The organism is Pseudomonas sp. 20P_3.2_Bac5 (genome assembly GCF_025466035.1).
Taxonomy (GTDB): Bacteria; Pseudomonadota; Gammaproteobacteria; order Pseudomonadales; family Pseudomonadaceae; genus Aquipseudomonas.
On sequence record NZ_JANLOA010000030.1, the window covers coordinates 56,906 to 74,165 of the forward strand.

The window sequence follows — 17,260 nt, forward strand, 5'->3', positions numbered from 1 at the left end:
CCAGGAAGCGGCAATCTCAGGCGTGGACGCTCCACTGGGTGACATCCGCACCCATCGGAGAATCGTCGATCGCCTGAATCAGCCCGCACAGGATGGCCTCATCGGGGGTGACGATGCGCGGGTGCGACATCAGGTAGCGCGGAATATCCAGCACCTGCTCCGCGCCCTCGGTGCGTTCGGCGACGATCTGCGCATAGAGCAGCAGGTCGTAATCCAGGCTCATCGCGTATTCCGCCATGCGCGCGTGGTCCACCGAGCCGTGCAGGTTCCAGTGGAAGGGATGAAACAGGAATTTGCTCAAGGCGCAGGCGGTGCGGTGCTCGCCGGCCAGGAACAGGATATTGCCCATGGACTCGACGGTGCCGAGGTTGTGGGTGTCCACCCGGATCGGCAGCGAGCGCAGGAAGTTGTACAGGCTGAAACCGTAGCTGCACTCCCCGCCCATCGTGGCGATGTTCAACTGCAGGCGTTCGGCGCCTTGTTGCAACGCGCGCGAGCAGGTCGTGATCAGGTTGCCGCAGGTGGAGGAATTGATCGGTCCGGTGAAGTGAATGATATGACTGGTCATGCTCACCTCGTATCAGGTCGGTTGCCGAGGACCTGACGGCGCCTCGGCGTCTTCCGTGGATCAGGCGTCGTCGGCCTTCACGTCCTTGCCGGGTGCCTTGTGCTCGGCCAGCTCGCCCAGGTGCTGATAGCGCTTGCGCAGCTCGTGCAACTGCTTTTCGTCCAGATCATCGAGCCCGAGCAAGGCATTGTGCGCGCGCTTGGTCGTGCGCAGCAGTTCGTCGATCTTGATGTGCAACTCATCGGTGTCGCGGTTTTGCGTGTTCTGGATCAGGAACACCATCAGGAAGGTCACGATGGTGGTCGAGGTATTGATCACCAATTGCCACGTATCACTGAAATGAAACAACGGCCCGCTGAGCCCCCAGACCACCACCAGCCCGAAGGCGATACCAAACGTCATCGGCCGGCCCGTCCAGTTGGCCAGCTTCTGCGCGAAACGCGAGAACTTCATGTGGGTGCTCCTCACAACACCATTCGACATTCGGTGGAGAGGCTGGCGAGGGCAAAGTTCAGTCAATCTCACCTGCCGGCGCCACTCGTCCATCGCCCTGAACGCATCGCCAAAACTTCCGGTCGCACGCCATAAGATCCCTCGCAAAGGACACCCCGGTGAGCGAGATCCATATTGGTATTTCCGGCTGGCGCTACGCCCCTTGGCGCAAGCAGTTCTATCCCGAGGGCCTGGTCCAGGCGAAAGAGCTGGCGTTCGCCTCGCGGGCGGTCAGCAGCATCGAGATCAATGGTTCGTTCTACGCCCTGCAAACCCCGCAGCGCTACGCCGAATGGCGCGACGACACGCCGGACGGCTTCGTGTTCGCGGTCAAGGCACCGCGCTACATCACCCATGTGCGGCGGCTGAAAGAGATCGCCGAACCGCTGGCCAATTTCTTCGCCTCCGGCCCGCTGCAGCTTGGCGACAAGCTCGGGCCGATCCTCTGGCAGTTTCCGCCGAGCATGACGTTCGATCCCCAGCGCTTCGCCGACTTCTTCGAACGCCTGCCCCAGGACCGCCATGCCGCCACGCACTGCGCCCGGCAGTGCAGCGCGCGCATGAACAAGGACGGCGCGTTCGACAGCCATGGCGACGGTCCGCTGCGCCATGCCGTGGAGATCCGCAACGAGAGCTTTCGCAACGCCGAGTTTATCGACCTGCTGCGCAAGCACGGCGTTGCCCTGGTGGTGGCCGACACCGCCGGCAAGTGGCCGTACCTGGAAGACTTGACCGCCGATTTCCTCTATCTGCGCCTGCATGGCGATGCCGAGCTGTACGCCAGTGGCTACACCGAATCCGCGCTGGAACGCTGGGCTCAGCGCATCCGTACCTGGAGCCGCGGCCAGCAGCCCGCTGATGCCCAACTGGCCGGGGGGCGCAAGGACGCGGTGAAAGGCGCCAAGGATGTCTATTGCTACTTCGACAACGACCTCAAGGTCCGCGCGCCCTTTGATGCGCGTGATTTGTTGGAGCGGCTGAAGCTTGCGGGTGGGCTGGAGACGGTGCCGGGGGAAGTCTGGGAGGTTTGAGAGAGGGGCGGCGTGCGGGCCTCATCGCGAGCAAGCTCGCTCCTACAGGGGTCGGTGTCGTGGTGACGGTACTGTAGGAGCGGCGCTCGATCGCAGGGCCGGCTCAAGGCGAAATCGGGTCGCTCGCCGGAAATGTCTCTTCCAGTGCGTTATCCACATTGGATTCGTTCGGCTGTTCCGGCTTGCCGTCGCCACAATGGCATTCGCCCATGCTGCACGGCTCTTCGTGGGCATGGCCGCCGGCGCAGGCCTCGCAGCAATAGGCCTGGCCATCGCGGACTACGGCATTGGCGTCCACTTCGCAGGTGCAGCCGGGACAGGCGCAGTGATGATCGGACATGGTCATTTCCTCCTCGTTCATTGTTCTTCGTCATCGCCTTCGGCAGGCGAAACGCGGTCGGTCCAGGGTTTGCCATCCAGCGGCGCCGAGCGGGCCAGTTCGGCCTCATCAAGGCCAAGACCACCGCCAATCTCTGCGCCATCGACGCGACGCAATTCCTGGTCCGCAGGGCCATCGCCACCGCGCTCGAACGCATCACGGGCGCCGGTCTGGTCATACAGCGTGTCGGGGCTAAGGTCGTCGTAGTTGACGTTGTCTTCGTGCTGGCTTTCGGTGAGGGTCTCTCCGCCGCTCATGCCGCTGCGCTCGACGCGCTCACGGGGAAATTCCTCGTCCACCTCGCGGCCCGGACGGGCATCCCCGGCACGGCCCTGGCGCTCGTCGTTGCGGTCGCTGAAGTCCAGTTCGCGCATTTCACCCATGCGGTCCTGGATATCGTCGATTTCCTGGGCCTGATGTGGCGTGGCTTCTGCGGGTTTATCGCTCTTCTCGATCATGACTGCCTCGGTGTCAGATGGGCTCTCATGGAGTCGACTCCCCCACCGCGCCAATGATTCAGACTTTCCGCCATCCGGTCGGCGGCAGGCGGATTGAACTCCTGTCGCCAGCGCCCGCTCCCACTTGAAAGGACGCAGATTCCTCTCGCCATCAATCGGAGCCCGCCATGGCCAAGCCCAAGCCCTTGCAGGAGTACCAGCGCAAGCGCGACTTCGCCGCCAGCCCCGAGCCGGCCGGCAAGCAGGCCCGTCGCAAACCGGCGCAGGCGTTGCAGTTCTGCATCCAGAAACACGATGCCAGCCACCTGCACTACGACTTCCGCCTGGAGCTGGATGGCACCCTGAAAAGCTGGGCGATTCCCAAGGGTCCGTCGCTCGACCCGAGCGTGAAGCGCCTCGCCGTGCACGTCGAAGACCACCCGCTGGACTACGCCAATTTCGAGGGCCACATCCCCGAAGGCCATTACGGCGCCGGTGACGTGATCGTCTGGGATCGCGGCGTCTGGCTGCCCGAAGGCGACCCTCGTCAGGACTATGCCCGCGGCCGTCTGCATTTCGAGTTGCAGGGCGAAAAACTTGGCGGTCGCTGGGCACTGTTTCGTACCCATCTGGCGGGCAAGAAGGAACAGTGGCTGCTGGTGAAATCCGCCGACAAGCAAGCCCGTGACGCCAGCGACTACGACATCCTCGAAGCCGAGCCGGACAGCGTCATCAGCGACCGCAGCCTGCCCTCGACGACGAAACCCGCCACTGCGAAAAAGACCGCCCGCCCCGCTAAAAAAGCCGCCGCGCAAAGCGCCCTCCCCGCGCAGATCAAGCCACAACTGGCGACCCTGGTAGACGCCGCGCCGGACGGCGACTGGCTCTACGAAATCAAGTTCGACGGCTACCGCATCCTCGCCCGCATCGACGCCGGCGAGGTGAGCCTGTTCACCCGCAATGGCCATGACTGGACGTCGAAAATGCCCCATCAGGTCGCCGCGTTGAAGAAGCTCAAAATCCGTTCGGCCTGGCTTGACGGCGAGATGGTCGTCGCCGACGAAAACGGCGTGGCGGATTTCCAGGCCCTGCAAAACGCCTTCGATACCGAGCGCGACGAGCCCATCACCTACTACCTGTTCGACCTGCTGTTTCTCGACGGCCACGACCTGCGCCAATCCCCGCTGCAAGAGCGCCGCGCGGCGCTGGAGAAACTGCTGGCCAAGGCGCCCGACGCCCTGCGCTACTCGGCGGCGTTCGCCGAGCCGGTGGATTCGCTGCTGGAAAGCGCCTGCCAGTTGAACCTCGAAGGGCTGATCGGCAAGCGCCTGGACAGCCTCTACGTCGAGCGCCGCAGCAGCGACTGGATCAAGCTCAAATGCAAGAAGCGCCAGGAATTCGTGGTGCTCGGCTACACCGATCCGAAAGGCAGCCGCAGTGCCTTCGGCGCCTTGTTGCTCGGCCTGCACGACGACGGCGAATTGCGCTACGCGGGCAAGGTCGGCACCGGCTTCAGCACCGCGACCCTGAACAGCCTGCTGCAACGCCTGAGCCCGCTGGAAGTCGAGCGCCCGCCGCTGGCGAAACCGCCCACCGGCGCCGAGGTGCGCGGCGTGCACTGGCTGAAACCGAAGCTGCTGGCGGAAGTCAGTTTTGCCCAGATGACCCGCGACGGCATCGTCCGCCACGCCGTGTTCCACGGCCTGCGCGACGACAAACCGGCCAACGGCATCAACCTGGAGCGCGCCATGCCCGCGAAAAAAAGCGCCAGCCTGCACCTGACCCACCCCGAGCGCATCATCGACGCCAGCAGCGGCACCACCAAACTCAAGGTGGCGGAGTATTACGCGCAGGTCTCGGAACTGATCCTCCCGCACCTCAAGGACCGCCCGGTCGCGCTGGTGCGGGCGCCGGACGGCCTGAGCGGCGAGCTGTTCTTCCAGAAGCACGTCGCCCACCTTGATCTGCCAGGGGTCAAAAGCTACGACAAGGACCAGGCCGGCCAGGCGGCGATGGTCATCAATCGCCAGGACACCCTGCTCGGCGCCGTGCAGATGAACATGCTCGAACTGCACACCTGGAACGCCACCGACAGCCAGTTCGAGCGGCCCGACCGCTTCATTCTCGACCTCGACCCGGATCCCGCGCTGCCGTGGAAAGCCATGGTCGAAGCCACCACCCTGACCCTCACCCTGCTGGATGAACTGGGCCTGCGCGCCTTTCTCAAGACCAGCGGCGGCAAGGGCATTCACGTGGTCGTGCCGTTGGTGCGACGGGCCGGCTGGGACGAGGTGAAGGACTTCAGCCACGCCCTCGTCAATCACCTGGCCGGGCTGTTTCCCGAGCGCCTGTCAGCGGTGTCGGGGCCGAAGAACCGGGTCGGACGGATCTTCATCGACTACCTGCGCAACGGCAAAGGCGCCACCACCGCCTGCGCCTGGTCGCTGCGAGCGCGGGAAGGCATGCCGGTGTCGGTGCCGATCTGGCGCGAGGAACTGGGCGAGATCAAAGGCGCCAACCAGTGGAACCTCGCCAACATCGACGAACGCCTCGCCGAGGGCAACGACCCGTGGCAGGACTACGCCGGCATCCGCCAATCCATCAGCGCCAGCATGCGCAAGCGAATGGGTGGCAAATAATGGACTGGATCGATCTGCTGCAATGGCCGGCAATGCTGGCCACGGTGCTGGCGGCCTGGTGGATCGCCTCGCAGCGACCCGGCCGGCGGCGTATCGGCTTCATCTGTTTTATTGCGAGCAACCTGCTCTGGGCCGTGTGGGGCTGGCACACCCAGGCCTGGGCGTTGATCGTGCTGCAGGCGTGCCTGTTCGCCATGAACCTGCGCGGCCTGCGCAAGAACGACACGCCCGCCACCGCACGTGCCAAGGAGTCAACCTCATGAGCATCATTCAGGATTTCGATCTGGGCAGCCTCGACACCCTGCTGCGCAGCTTCACCGAGCGACCGCAGGCGCTGCACCTGGATACCCAGTTGCCGCTGGTGATGCAATCGCTGCAGCGGGACCACCTCGACCTGCTGCCCTTGCCCGGCCAGGGCCACACCCTGCAACGCTGGCAGACCCTGGCGCGGGTCGCCGGCTGCGACCTGGCCCTGGCCAAGCTCTATGAGGGCCACACCGACGCCTTGGCGATCCTCGCCGAGTGCGGCGCCAGCCACCGGGTCGGACCGGGCATCTGGGGCGTGTGGGCCGCCGAGCCGCCAGACGCGCGCACGCGCATTGTCGAACGCGACGGCGAGCGGGTGATCCTCGAAGGTCGCAAGGCCTGGTGCTCCGGCGCCCTGCAAATCGACAACGCCCTGGTCACCGCCTGGGATGCCGACGAGCAGCCGCAACTGGTGGCCATCGAGTTGTCGCACCCGAGCCAGCGGATCATCGCCGAGGGTTGGCAGGCGGTGGGCATGGCCACCACCACCAGCGTGCTGCTGGAATTCGACCGTTCCCCGGCGGTGGCCATCGGCTCGCCGGGGCAGTACCTGTCGCGGCCCGGTTTCTGGCAGGGCGGCGGCGGCATCGCGGCGTGCTGGTACGGCGCCGCCGAAGCGCTGGCCGACTACCTGCGCGAACACTGCCGCAAGCCGCGCCCGGACCCGCACGCCGAAGCCCACCTCGGCGCGGTGGACGCCGCGCTGTGCGGCGCCCGCGCCACCTTGCGCGAGTGCGCCGCGTGGATCGACGAGCACCCCGGCGGCAACGCCGAACTGCCGGTGCGCCGTGCGCGGGCGCAGGTGGAAAAGGCGGTCAATCAGGTGATCGAGCATGTCGGCCGCGCCCTCGGCGCAACGCCTTACTGCCACAACAGCCACTTCGCCCGGCTCAGCGCCGACTTGCCGGTGTTCCTGCGCCAGAGCCACGCCGAGCGCGACCTCGCGGCATTGGGCCGGCAACTGGCGCAGTTCCCGGCCGGAGCGTGGCAGCTATGAGCCGCGAACTGTTCGAGCGGCCGGCCACCCTGCCCGCCGACTGGCAGCATTCGGCGCACCTGGCCCGAGCGACCTGGATCGAGCCCGAGCAACTCTGTCCGCCCGGCCAACGCCTGGTGGTGGTGGCGCCGCACCCGGACGACGAGATCCTCGCCTGCGGCGGCCTGCTCGCCAGCCTGCGCGGGCGTGAGCAGGACCTGCTGCTGATCTCGGTCACCGATGGCGAGGGCAGCCACCCCGGCTCCACCCACTGGACCGAACACCGCCTGCGCCGCCAACGTCCACAGGAAAGCCGCCATGCATTGCAACGCCTCGGCCTCGACGTGCAGGCCTTGGCCTGGCAGCGCCTGAACCTGAAAGACAGCGCCGTGGCGCGGGATGAAGCCTACCTGGTCAATCACCTGAGCCAGCTTCTCCAGCCGGGTGACCAAGTGCTCTGCACCTGGCGCGGTGACGGCCATTGCGACCACGAAGCGGTGGGCCGCGCCTGTGCCCAGGCGGCTCAGGCCAAGGGCGTCCAATTGCTGGAAGTGCCGGTGTGGGCCTGGTACTGGGCCGAGCCCGAGGACAGCCGACTGCCGTGGGAACGGGCCTGCAAACTGCGCCTCGGCAGCGATGCACTGCAACGCAAGCAGCACGCCATCGCCGCGCATGTCAGCCAGATGGAAACCGATGAGGGCCGTCCGCCGGTGCTGCCGGCGGCGACCCTCGAATGCCTGATGCAACCTTTCGAACTGGTGTTCCGATGAGTGTCGATGCGCAGTATTTTGCCGGGCTGTTCGCCGCCAGCGACGACCCGTGGGCGTTCCGCACTCGCTGGTACGAACGGCGCAAGCGCGAGCTGATCATGGCCAGCCTGCCGCGGCAGTTTCACGAGCGGATCTTCGAACCGGCCTGCGCCAACGGTGAACTCAGCGCCGCCCTTGCCGAGCGTTGCTCCGAACTGCTGTGTCACGACCTCGACCCCACAGCCGTGACGCTGGCGCGAGAGCGCCTGGCCCCGCTTCCGCATGCGCGGGTCGAACAGGGCCGGCTGCCCGGCGACTGGCCGGGTGGCAGTTTCGACCTCATCGTTCTCAGCGAGATCGGCTACTACCTCGATCCCGGCCAGTGGCTGCAGGTGATCGAACAGTCGGTCGCCAGCCTGACCGAAGACGGCGGCCTGCTCGCCTGCCACTGGCTGCACCCGATCGACGGCTGCCCGCAGCAGGGCCGTGAGGTTCATGCGCTGCTGGAGCAACGGCTGCCGCTGTACCGCGTAGTGCGCCATGAAGAAGCGGACTTTTTGCTGGAGTACTGGAGCTGCCAGCCCAGCGTAATCGACCTGGACGAGACCTGCCCATGATTGCCGTGATCATCCCCGCGCATAACGAAGCCGACGCCCTGCCGCGCTGCCTGAGCGCGGTGCAACTGGCAGCCCGCGCTGCAGAAGGGGCCGGACACCGGGTGGAAATCCTCGTGGTCCTCGACCGCTGCGACGACGACAGCGCCCGCATCGCTGCGGCACATGGCGTGGGCACGCTGGAAGTGAATGTGCGCAATGTCGGCCAGGCGCGGCGGGCCGGGGCAGCGCTGATGCTGGAACGCGGCGCGCACTGGCTGGCCTGCACCGACGCCGACAGTTGCGTGCCGCCGGACTGGCTGCTGTGCCAACTGGACTGCGCCGCGGACGCGGTGTGCGGCACGGTGCACGTCGAGCAGTGGCAACCGCAACAGAATGCGGCGTTCCAGGCGCTGTACCTGAGCCGTTATCAGGCGCGGGAAGATCACCGGCATATCCACGGCGCCAACCTCGGCATCTGCGCCCGCGCGTACCAGCGCGTGGGCGGGTTCCCGCCGTTGGCGTTGAACGAGGATGTGGAACTGGTCAACGCCCTGATGGCCAGCGGCGCCCATATCGTCTGGACCGCGCGTAACAGCGTCAGCACCAGCAGCCGGCTGGACAGCCGGGCGCGGGGTGGGTTTGGGGATTATTTGAAATCGTTGGGGGGGTGACGCAACACCTTGGCTTGACGCGCAACCCTGTAGGAGCGGCTGTTAGCCGCGATGGGCCGCATAGCGGCCCCAGAACCATCCAGCGCCTTGCTTCTGGCAGGTCTGGGTCTCACATTCAAGCCTGCTCAAGGTCGAAAGAAATACCGGATGCACACCGCTAACTCGTGCGGGATGGTTTTGGGGCCGCTGTGCGGCCCATCGCGGCTAACGGCCGCTCCTACAGAATGGCAAGCGGCCGACGATTTGCGAGAGGTTCAAATCCCCATGCAGCAATAACGCCTCTCACGAAGCCTTGCGCCCCGTCCTCTTGCTCGCCAGCGCCTTCTTCTTCGGCTCCGCCACCTTGCCACCCTTCCCGCCCAGGCTGCGTTTCAACAGCTCGGTCAGATCGATGATATCGGCGCCCTTGCCGCCGCCGCTTTCCTCGCCCTGTTCCACCACCGAAATCTTGCCCTTGCTGGCCTTCTCCTCCACCAGATCCATGATGGTCTGGCGAAACACGTTCTGGTATTCATCCGGCGTCCAGCTACCGCTCATGTCTTCCACCAGGCGCTTGGCCATCTGCAACTCGCTCTTGTTGACCTTGGCCGTGGTCACACTGCTGTCGAGCTCCAGACTGTCGATGCCGCGCACCTCATCCGGCCAACGCAAGGTGATCAGCACCAGCGCATCCTCCAGCGGCCGCACCATCGCCAGATGCTGCTGGGTGTGCAGCACCAAAGTGGCGAGCGCCACTTTGCCGGTGCTTTCGAGGGTGTCGCGCAGCAACGCATAGACCTTGCCGCCGCGCTTGTCCGGGGCCAGGTAATACGGCGTGTCGAACTGCTGCAAGGGGATTTCCTGCGCGGCCACGAACGAGAAAATATCGATGGTCTGGGTCGCCTCGGGCCGGGCCTTGCGAATCTCGTCTTCGCTGATCACCACATAGCGGCCTTTCTCGTACTCAACGGCCTTGACGATATCTTCCTTGCTGACCTCGTTGCCGGTGACCTTGTTGATCCGCTTGTAGCCCACCGGGTCCATGCTGCGCTGGTCCAGCCAGTCGAAATCGACCCGCTGGCTGCGCGTCGCCGACGCCAGCGCAACAGGGATATGCACCAGGCCGAAACTGATCGCGCCTTTCCAGATTGCTCGTGCCATAACGCGCTCCTAAGAGTGGGTGATCCCAAGCCGGCGATAGCGCACGGCACCGCAGCGCTCACAGCACTGGCAATCCATTTGCTCGACGTCACTGCTCGACATCGAACGCCACTGGCAACCACGCAACAGGCAGATGAAGGTCATCGGCCACCTCCCGGGTACCCGTGAATCGGGCTCTTACAGGTAGTGACTCGCGGGAAGTGGAAAAGGTTTAGCCGGGATGTGTAAACGACCGGTCGGTTGTCACCGGGCCTACCAAACCTGCGAACTGTCCCGGCGCTCCGACCTTCGCGGACGGCACGCCGAGGCTGCGCGGCTCAAGACTGCCAGTTGGCAGCGATCACTAAATCAAGGGCGGCATGCTGGGACTGGCTCAACGAAGTCTGCCCAGCCGGCGGCGGAGCGAAGGCGGACATGGCGTCCACAAGATTTTGCACCTGCGCCTCCAGTAGCACATCGCCGCTGGCCGTCACGAACGACTCGACGCGGTTGGCGCTGCCCTGATACCAGTCCTTGACCGTGATTTTGTCAGTAGTGCCAACAATACTGATCTCCAGGTTCTGGGTACCACTGACCGACTTGAACCACAACTGATCACGGGCGATCCCGTCCATGAAGCGAAGCAGGTCGGCATTGCCCGCCGTCACGCCATTCTCAACCACCGTATCGCTGCCATACGACCTGCCAAACAAATAGGTATCGTGACCTTCACCGCCCACCAGCACATCAGCTCCCGCGCCACCGTCCAGAAAATCGTTGCCCGCCCCGCCAGTGAGAGTGTTAGCCGCGCTATTTCCCGTCAGCCGGTTGTCTGACGCGTTACCAGTGCCGTTAAGCGCGGTGCTACCCAGGAGCGTAAGGTGCTCCAGGTTATTGCCCAGGGTCAGCGAAACGCTCGACTCGACGGTGTCGATACCCTCGTTGACGTTTTCCACTACCACGTCGGTGGCTCGCTCAACCACATAGGTATCGTCACCAAGCCCGCCCTGTAGGGTGTCGGCACCCGCCCTGCCGTCCAGGCGGTCGTTCCCCCCACCGCCAATCAATATGTTGGCAGCGCTGTTGCCCGTTAGCACGTTATCGAGCTCATTGCCGGTGCCGTTCAACGCAGAGTTGCCGAGCAGCAAAAGATTTTCCACGTTAGCCTTGAGTGTCAGGGAGATGGAGCTTTCGACCATGTCGATGCCCTCGCCCAGGTTTTCCTGTACGGAGTCACCGGCATTGTCCACGACATAGGTGTCGTTGCCAGTACCACCAATAAGCGTATCGGCTCCAGCCGCTCCGTCGAGGCGATCGTCACCGCTACCGCCTTCTAGGCGGTCGCTGCCGCTGCCGGCAGTGATCCGGTCATTGCCCGCGCCACCGAGCAGGGTCTGGTTATAGGCCGCAGTAACACCGACCATCACGTCGTCGCCGTCGGTGCCGAGCTGCAACATTAGTGCGGTGTTCAGTGAAGCACTGGTCCAAAGCGTGCCATCGGCGAACTCGATACGCTCCACTTGATAACGGCTACTGGCCTCTAAGAACCAGTCGAGCATCGTCACCCGGTCCTGACCATTGGCATGGCTCAGCACCAGGCTGGTACCCGAGCGGCTGGTGGTGATATCGGATGCGGCGATACCGACTCCGAAACTCAAGGCGTCGGTTCCCGAGAAGGTCCAGTTGTCATCGGAGATCACATCCTGGCCATCGCCCAGATTGAACACGTACCGGTCGGAACCCTGACCACCATTCAGACGATCATTGCCGCGTCCGCCTTCTAGCCGGTCGTTGCCCTCTCCACCGGTCAACGTGTCATTCCCACCGTTGCCCAGCAGCACCTGACTGAACCCAGCGGCAAGGCCGGTGATGATATCGTCGCCCTCACCACCGCTTTGCTGAAGGAACGGCGCCGTCACCTGGGCGCTGGTCCACAGGGTGCCATCAGCGAACTCTATACGCTCCAGTTGATAGCGGGTGCCAGGGTCATAGAACCAGTTAAGGATCGTCACCCGGTCCTGACCATTGGCATGGCTCAGTACCAGGCTGGTGCCCGAGCGGCTGGTAGTGATATCGGATGCGACGATGCCGACTCCGAAACTCAAGACATCGGTTCCCGAGAAGGTCCAGTTGTCATCGGAGATCACATCCTGGCCATCGCCCAGGTTGAACACGTACCGGTCGGAACCCTGACCACCATTCAGACGATCATTGCCGCGCCCGCCTTCTAGGCGGTCGTTGCCCTCTCCACCGGTCAACGTGTCATTCCCACCGTTGCCCAGCAGCACCTGACTGAACCCAGCGGCAAGTCCGGTGATGACATCGTCGCCCTCACTACCGCTTTGTTGAAGGAACGGAGCCGTCACCTGGGCGCTGGTCCACAGGGTGCCGTCAGCGAACTCTATACGTTCCAGTTGATAGCGGCTGCCGGGGTCGCCGAACCAGTTAAGGACCGTCACCCGGTCCTGGTCGTTGCTATGGCTCAGCACCAGACTGGTACCCGAGCGGCTGATTGTGATATCGGATGCGGCGATACCAACCCCGAAATTCAAGACATCGGTTCCCGAGAAGATCCAGTTGTCATCGGAGATCACATCCTGACCATCGCCCAGGTTGAACACGTACCGGTCGGAACCCTGACCGCCGTTCAGCCGGTCATTGCCCACCCCACCAATGAGCACATCATTGCCTTCTCCCGCATTAAGGACATCGTTACCCAGACCACCTTCGAGCATGTCGTTGCCGCTGCCTGAAGTGATGGTGTCGTTCCCACCCAGGCCTGACATCATCTGGTTGCCAGAGTTGGCACCTACCAGAATGTCATCGACCTCCGTCCCCATCGAAGTCATCAAAGGCGCGGTCATCTGGTCGCCGGTCAGGACGGTTCCGTTCGCGAACTCGAACCGTTCCAGTTTGTAACGGCCACCCGCCTCGTAGAACCAGCTTAGGATTGTCACCTGATCCTGGCCATTGGAGTGGCTCAGAACCAGGCTTGTGCCCGAACGGCTGGCGGTGATATCCGACACTGCGATGCCGGTTCCAAAGGCCAATACATCGATATCCGAGGAGAGCAAATGGCTATCGAAGATCACATCCTGGCCGTCCCCCAGGTTAAAGACGTACCGGTCGGCCCCTTGACCACCATTCAGACGGTCGTTGCCCCTCCCACCCTCCCACCTTCCAACCTGTCATTTCCATCGCCGCCTGTAAGCGTGTCATTGCCACCATTGCCCAATAGCGCCTGGTTGAAAGATGCGGAAAGTCCGTTGATGACGTCGTCGCCTTCAGTGCCGCTTTGTTGAAGGAATGGCGCCGTCACTTGGGCTCGGGTCCAAAGGGTGCCATCAGTGAACTCGATACGCTCCAGTCGAGGATGGTCACCCGATCCTGACCGTTGGCGTGGTTGAGGACCAGGTGGGTGCCCGAACGGCTGACGGTAACGTCGGAGGCGGCGATACCAGCTCCGAAGCTCAACACATCGGTGCCCGAGGAGATCCAATTGTCATCGAAGATCACATCCTGTCCATCGCCAAAGTTGAACACGTACCGGTCGTCACCTCGACCGCCGTTCAAGCGATCATTGCCACGCCCGCCGATCAGCACATCGTTGCCATCACCAGCGCTCAACACATCATTGCCGAGTCCCCCCTCAAGCATGTCGCTACCACTACCCGAAGTGATGGTGTCGTTGCCCCCCAAGCCCAACATAGTCTGGTTGCCGGAGTTGGCCCCCTCCAGGGTGTCATCCGCGTCCGTTCCCATCGTGGTCATCAACGCCGTGGTCATCTGATCGCCAGTAATGACAGTGCCGTCCGCAAACTCGAACTTTTCCAGCTTGTAACGACCACCGGCCTGGTAGAACCAGTCGATAATCGTCACCCGATCCTGGCCGTTGGCATGACTGAGAACCAAGTGAGTGCCCGAGCGGCTGGCAGTGATATCGGACGCAGCGACACTGGCTCCGAAGCTCAACACATCAGTGTCTGAGGAAATCCAGTTGTCATCGAAGATCACATCCTGGCCATCGCCCAGGTTGAACACGTACCGGTCAGAACCCTGACCACCATTCAAGCGGTCATTACCCCGCCCGCCTTCCAGCCTGTCACCGCCATCGCCGCCAGTCAGAGTATCGTTGCCGCCATTGCCCACCAGCGATTGCCCGATGCTCACATCCACCGCCGTTAGTATGTCGTCGCCTTCCGTCCCCACGGGGTTGAGCAAGGCACTGCTCAGTTGCGCGCCGGTCCAAAGGGTTCCGTCGGCGAACTCAATGCGCTCGATCTGATAGCGCGGGCCGGTCTGGTTGAACCAGCCCAGCACGGTGATCTGGTCGAGACCGTTGGCATGGCGCAGTAAGAGGTTGGCACCCTGGGTACTGACGCTGATGTCGGAAGCAAGGACTCCTTCCCCAAAGCGCACCACGTCAATATCGCCAATGACCGTGGAGTTCTCCAGAATGACATCCTTGCCATCGCCAAGATTGAACAGGTAGGTATCCGAACCACTGCCCCCTTCGAGGCGATCATTGCCGCTGCCACCGACGAGTACATCGTTGCCCTGCGCTGCGTACAAGATATCGTTGCCCGTACCACTGCTAAGAGTGTCGGCCCCCGAGTAACCATACAGCGTGTCATTGCCGTCAGTGCTGAGCGCAACGGCGGCCATGATCTGCTGCGGCGTCCAGACCGTGCCGTCGTTGAAACGGACTTGCTCAATCTGATAGAAATTGACGCCGTCGTTGATGAAGAAATTGACGACCGTAACTTTATCCGTGCTGCCCGCCAGCGACAGTACCAAGTTGTCACCCGCCCGACTGGCACGCACATCAGCGGTCGCAACAGTGGCATCGAACACGATGACGTCCTGCTTGCCACTGCTACTATCGAAGTTGTTGAGCGTATCCTGCCCCCAACCACGGCTGAAGTGATAGGTATCGGAGCCCGCATCACCGCTCAGATAGTCATTCCCGCTGCCTCCGTCCAAGGCATCATTGCCGGCATCCCCGTACAGGGTGTCGTTGCCCGACAAACCAACCAGGACGTTCGCCTGCACATCCCCATAAAGCTCATCGTTACCGCCTCCGCCCAGCGTATGCCCTAGATCCCCTAACAATTGATCGAAACCTTGCCCCGCAGGATCAGCGGTTTTGCGCAGACTGCTCAGCATTACCTGGTTCCAAACGCCGGGTGCTACGTCAAGTGCGTGCGCGAACGCCAGCAACTGATCTTTGCCGGCAACCGGATCGGCGTTGTAGGACGCTCTGAAGGTTTGCACCAGCGCAGCCACATCGAATGAGTATTGATTGCCGTCGAAGGTCCACAGCAGCCCCGCGACCAACGGCTGGTAGTGAGTCTGCAACATCAACTCCGCAGCAATGGAGTCGGACAAAACCGCGTAAGCCTGCATCAATTTGGCGGCTGCATTAGGCCCGGGATTGCCAGTGCCGACGTTGGTGCCCGAGGACTGAATGAACGATGATCCAAGGAAAGCCTCAAGCGCGTAGATTTTCCGGCCATCGTCGATGTAGCCGCCCCGGCTGCTGCTGCCGTATTGGCTGGCACCACTCCAGGCGAAAATGATCTTGTCCACCAACGTCTGTCGGGCCGTGGCGTTGGTCTCACCCGCGAAAGCCTCAACCAGCTCCTTCAATGTGCCGCTGCCGTCGCGGGCCATCGCTTGGTGCAGACTCGCCACATTGCCAGAGCCCTCAGCGTTAGGCAGCGCCTGTACTTCAGCCCTCAGAGTCACGAGATTGAGGTCGACGGTCCTAGCGTTGTCCACGCTGAACCAGACATCTTTCACATCGTGCACAGCGCCTTGGCTGTTGGTGTACGAACCGGCCTGGCGAATTTCGTTACCGTGCACATCGACCTGGGTCTGGTTGATATACGCAGTGCCAATACTGGCAACGTTGGCCTGGTCGAGGGTAAGCAGTTCTCCCTCGCCGAGCCTAGCGTTGCTGTCACTGTCCTTCCAGATGCGCAACTGGGCAAAAGCGCCATCGGAAGAATCGACCTTGCCATCCTGGTTGCTGTCCAGTTGCGCGAGTGCGGCAAAGCCGTTGGCCGCCTTCTGACCATTGGCCAACACCGTGTGGTTGCCGAACAGTTCGCTGCCGTCGTCAATCCGACCATTGCCGTTGCGATCCCATACCAGCACACCGTCATCCGCACCGACCCAGCCGGTTTGCTCGGCGAAACCGGTGCCGTCATGGTCGAAGTAGATATTGGAGCTCTTGCCGAGGGTTTCGACACCATCGCCATCTAGGTCGAGGATCAAGGGCGAAACCGTTTCGTTGGCTTTGTCGAACAACTGCTTGGTCCAAAACAACCTTTCGAAATTGGCGATGGGCAGTATTTTCCCTTCATAGCCCGCTGGGTTAATTCCACCAGCACCCATGGCGCCCCAGACAAAGTCCACACAACTATTGTTTAACCAATTGTAGTTTTTCACATCAAAACCGTACGCGGCGGGATCGTTGACAAACTTCTTCACTGCCGCGTACTGCGCATCAGAGATTTCTATCGTCTGCGAGTAAGCCACATACTCGTACGTCGAGTTATCTAAATGCGTGATATTTCCAGGGCCTACGGGCGTACCTGATGTTTCCGGCCCAAAACCGTAGGTCCCGGTCTCACCGGCGCCATTCTTCAAGTCGAACCACATATGTCCGCCAAATGAGTTCCCACCATTGGTCAATGATGCTCCAGGCAAGGTGACCTTAACAGTTACGCTAGGCATCGGCAGGACTCTCTACAGTCAAGTAACGGTTAATCATCCAGAATCTAATGAAATACTGTCGACAGGTCATCCCGATATCGCGACCAGGAATCTTTCGAGTGCAAAAAAAAATAGATAGAAAAGAACTTGCGTCAATGTACACCCCGCCAACACGTACACACTGCCAAGCAGCGTCGCTGCAAGCGGTGATACTTTGGGGCGCCGTTTAAACTTTCGACCCGCGAATACAATGGCAATGAGCGCTCCTGGCAATGAAGCCATATGCAAAACGCCAACCATCCCGTCCTGATGCTCGGAACGCCAGTTGATCTGTAAGACTAGAATAAATTCGATGGCCAGTGCTACACCCAGGCCGACAAGGAAGCCTTTGCCTGGTGAAAGCCAAATTGTAATCAGCAGGGCAACCGCAGGAACTGCAAGGTAATAATAAAGCCCCGCATACATTGCATCGCCATATATCATAACTAGCGACGGAACAATCAATGAAATCAAACAAAACCAGACAATATCGTTTCGACACAACTGAGTCATAATCTTCTCCGCACTCAACTAAACC

Annotated in this window: 17 protein-coding genes; 7 read left to right on the top strand and 10 right to left on the bottom strand. The window is 62.2% G+C overall.

What is annotated here, in order from left to right:
- Positions 1–16: 16 nt before the first annotated feature.
- Complete coding sequence (locus NTD88_RS05470) at positions 17–568, bottom strand: ATP-dependent Clp protease proteolytic subunit (protein WP_095159844.1); 552 nt, start codon at positions 566–568, stop codon at positions 17–19.
- Between the two features lie 60 nt (positions 569–628).
- A complete protein-coding gene (locus NTD88_RS05475) occupies positions 629–1,021 on the bottom strand; it encodes a low affinity iron permease family protein (protein ID WP_095159845.1) in 393 nt (130 codons plus the stop codon).
- Positions 1,022–1,179: 158 nt separating this feature from the next.
- Here NTD88_RS05475 and NTD88_RS05480 point away from each other — a divergent pair, with 158 nt between their 5' ends.
- The gene (locus NTD88_RS05480) at positions 1,180–2,091 is read left to right on the top strand and encodes a DUF72 domain-containing protein (protein ID WP_262154194.1); all 912 of its coding nucleotides are present in this window, start codon (positions 1,180–1,182) and stop codon (positions 2,089–2,091) included.
- A 103-nt stretch (positions 2,092–2,194) separates the two neighbouring features.
- On the opposite strand, the gene NTD88_RS05485 is transcribed toward NTD88_RS05480, so the two are convergent.
- Positions 2,195–2,431 carry a metallothionein gene (locus tag NTD88_RS05485; RefSeq protein WP_262154193.1) on the bottom strand — a complete coding sequence of 79 codons (237 nt, stop codon included), beginning with the start codon at positions 2,429–2,431 and terminating at the stop codon, positions 2,195–2,197.
- A gap of 17 nt (positions 2,432–2,448) precedes the next feature.
- A complete protein-coding gene (locus NTD88_RS05490; protein ID WP_110970914.1) occupies positions 2,449–2,928 on the bottom strand; it encodes a phosphotransferase system, HPr-related protein in 480 nt (159 codons plus the stop codon).
- Positions 2,929–3,095: 167 nt separating this feature from the next.
- On the opposite strand from NTD88_RS05490, the gene ligD reads away from it, so the two are divergent.
- The 6 genes from ligD to NTD88_RS05520 are packed head-to-tail and all read left to right on the top strand — an operon-like array spanning position 3,096 to position 8,844.
- Entirely contained in the window at positions 3,096–5,546 is a 2,451-nt protein-coding gene (ligD, locus tag NTD88_RS05495; protein WP_262154192.1) for a DNA ligase D, read from the top strand.
- The gene (locus NTD88_RS05500; RefSeq protein ID WP_095159260.1) at positions 5,546–5,809 is read left to right on the top strand and encodes a hypothetical protein; all 264 of its coding nucleotides are present in this window, start codon (positions 5,546–5,548) and stop codon (positions 5,807–5,809) included. Before ligD ends, NTD88_RS05500 begins: the two co-directional genes overlap by 1 nt.
- Positions 5,806–6,849: an acyl-CoA dehydrogenase gene (locus NTD88_RS05505; RefSeq protein ID WP_262191713.1), complete on the top strand. Its 1,044-nt coding sequence runs from the start codon at positions 5,806–5,808 to the stop codon at positions 6,847–6,849. Before NTD88_RS05500 ends, NTD88_RS05505 begins: the two co-directional genes overlap by 4 nt.
- Entirely contained in the window at positions 6,846–7,598 is a 753-nt protein-coding gene (locus NTD88_RS05510; RefSeq protein ID WP_095159258.1) for a PIG-L deacetylase family protein, read from the top strand. The genes NTD88_RS05505 and NTD88_RS05510 overlap by 4 nt, the downstream gene beginning before the upstream one ends.
- The gene (locus NTD88_RS05515; RefSeq protein ID WP_095159257.1) at positions 7,595–8,194 is read left to right on the top strand and encodes a class I SAM-dependent methyltransferase; all 600 of its coding nucleotides are present in this window, start codon (positions 7,595–7,597) and stop codon (positions 8,192–8,194) included. Before NTD88_RS05510 ends, NTD88_RS05515 begins: the two co-directional genes overlap by 4 nt.
- Positions 8,191–8,844, top strand: coding sequence for a glycosyltransferase (locus NTD88_RS05520; RefSeq protein WP_095159256.1), 654 nt, complete (start codon positions 8,191–8,193; stop codon positions 8,842–8,844). The genes NTD88_RS05515 and NTD88_RS05520 overlap by 4 nt, the downstream gene beginning before the upstream one ends.
- A gap of 282 nt (positions 8,845–9,126) precedes the next feature.
- Here the strand turns inward: NTD88_RS05520 and NTD88_RS05525 are convergent, their stop codons facing one another.
- The 6 genes from NTD88_RS05525 to NTD88_RS05545 all read right to left on the bottom strand — a co-directional run bounded on the left by NTD88_RS05525 (position 9,127) and on the right by NTD88_RS05545 (position 17,235).
- On the bottom strand, positions 9,127–9,984 hold the full coding sequence (locus tag NTD88_RS05525) for a Ku protein (RefSeq protein ID WP_262155240.1): 858 nt from the start codon (positions 9,982–9,984) through the stop codon (positions 9,127–9,129).
- Positions 9,985–9,993: 9 nt separating this feature from the next.
- On the bottom strand, positions 9,994–10,128 hold the full coding sequence (locus NTD88_RS05530; RefSeq protein ID WP_256680117.1) for a PSPA7_2676 family Cys-rich small protein: 135 nt from the start codon (positions 10,126–10,128) through the stop codon (positions 9,994–9,996).
- A 173-nt stretch (positions 10,129–10,301) separates the two neighbouring features.
- Complete coding sequence (locus NTD88_RS05535) at positions 10,302–13,055, bottom strand: calcium-binding protein (RefSeq protein WP_262155241.1); 2,754 nt, start codon at positions 13,053–13,055, stop codon at positions 10,302–10,304.
- Positions 13,056–13,108: 53 nt separating this feature from the next.
- Positions 13,109–13,282, bottom strand: a complete 174-nt coding sequence (locus NTD88_RS29095) for a hypothetical protein (RefSeq protein ID WP_410017254.1) — start codon at positions 13,280–13,282, stop codon at positions 13,109–13,111.
- Positions 13,279–16,704, bottom strand: a complete 3,426-nt coding sequence (locus NTD88_RS05540) for a calcium-binding protein (RefSeq protein ID WP_262155242.1) — start codon at positions 16,702–16,704, stop codon at positions 13,279–13,281. The genes NTD88_RS29095 and NTD88_RS05540 overlap by 4 nt, the downstream gene beginning before the upstream one ends.
- A gap of 66 nt (positions 16,705–16,770) precedes the next feature.
- Positions 16,771–17,235, bottom strand: a complete 465-nt coding sequence (locus NTD88_RS05545; protein ID WP_143502147.1) for a hypothetical protein — start codon at positions 17,233–17,235, stop codon at positions 16,771–16,773.
- Positions 17,236–17,260: the final 25 nt, after the last annotated feature.

Bases quoted from the DNA above. Each gene is read 5' to 3' on its own strand.
- NTD88_RS05475 (WP_095159845.1), bottom strand. From the start codon at position 1,021: ATGAAGTTCTCGCGTTTCGCGCAGAAGCTGGCCAACTGGACGGGCCGG.
- NTD88_RS05545 (WP_143502147.1), bottom strand. From the start codon at position 17,235: ATGACTCAGTTGTGTCGAAACGATATTGTCTGGTTTTGTTTGATTTCA.
- NTD88_RS05515 (WP_095159257.1), top strand. From the start codon at position 7,595: ATGAGTGTCGATGCGCAGTATTTTGCCGGGCTGTTCGCCGCCAGCGAC.
- NTD88_RS05530 (WP_256680117.1), bottom strand. From the start codon at position 10,128: ATGACCTTCATCTGCCTGTTGCGTGGTTGCCAGTGGCGTTCGATGTCG.
- ligD (WP_262154192.1), top strand. From the start codon at position 3,096: ATGGCCAAGCCCAAGCCCTTGCAGGAGTACCAGCGCAAGCGCGACTTC.
- NTD88_RS05485 (WP_262154193.1), bottom strand. From the start codon at position 2,431: ATGTCCGATCATCACTGCGCCTGTCCCGGCTGCACCTGCGAAGTGGAC.
- NTD88_RS05500 (WP_095159260.1), top strand. From the start codon at position 5,546: ATGGACTGGATCGATCTGCTGCAATGGCCGGCAATGCTGGCCACGGTG.
- NTD88_RS05540 (WP_262155242.1), bottom strand. From the start codon at position 16,704: ATGCCTAGCGTAACTGTTAAGGTCACCTTGCCTGGAGCATCATTGACC.
- NTD88_RS05505 (WP_262191713.1), top strand. From the start codon at position 5,806: ATGAGCATCATTCAGGATTTCGATCTGGGCAGCCTCGACACCCTGCTG.
- NTD88_RS05490 (WP_110970914.1), bottom strand. From the start codon at position 2,928: ATGATCGAGAAGAGCGATAAACCCGCAGAAGCCACGCCACATCAGGCC.
- NTD88_RS05470 (WP_095159844.1), bottom strand. From the start codon at position 568: ATGACCAGTCATATCATTCACTTCACCGGACCGATCAATTCCTCCACC.
- NTD88_RS05525 (WP_262155240.1), bottom strand. From the start codon at position 9,984: ATGGCACGAGCAATCTGGAAAGGCGCGATCAGTTTCGGCCTGGTGCAT.
- NTD88_RS05510 (WP_095159258.1), top strand. From the start codon at position 6,846: ATGAGCCGCGAACTGTTCGAGCGGCCGGCCACCCTGCCCGCCGACTGG.
- NTD88_RS05520 (WP_095159256.1), top strand. From the start codon at position 8,191: ATGATTGCCGTGATCATCCCCGCGCATAACGAAGCCGACGCCCTGCCG.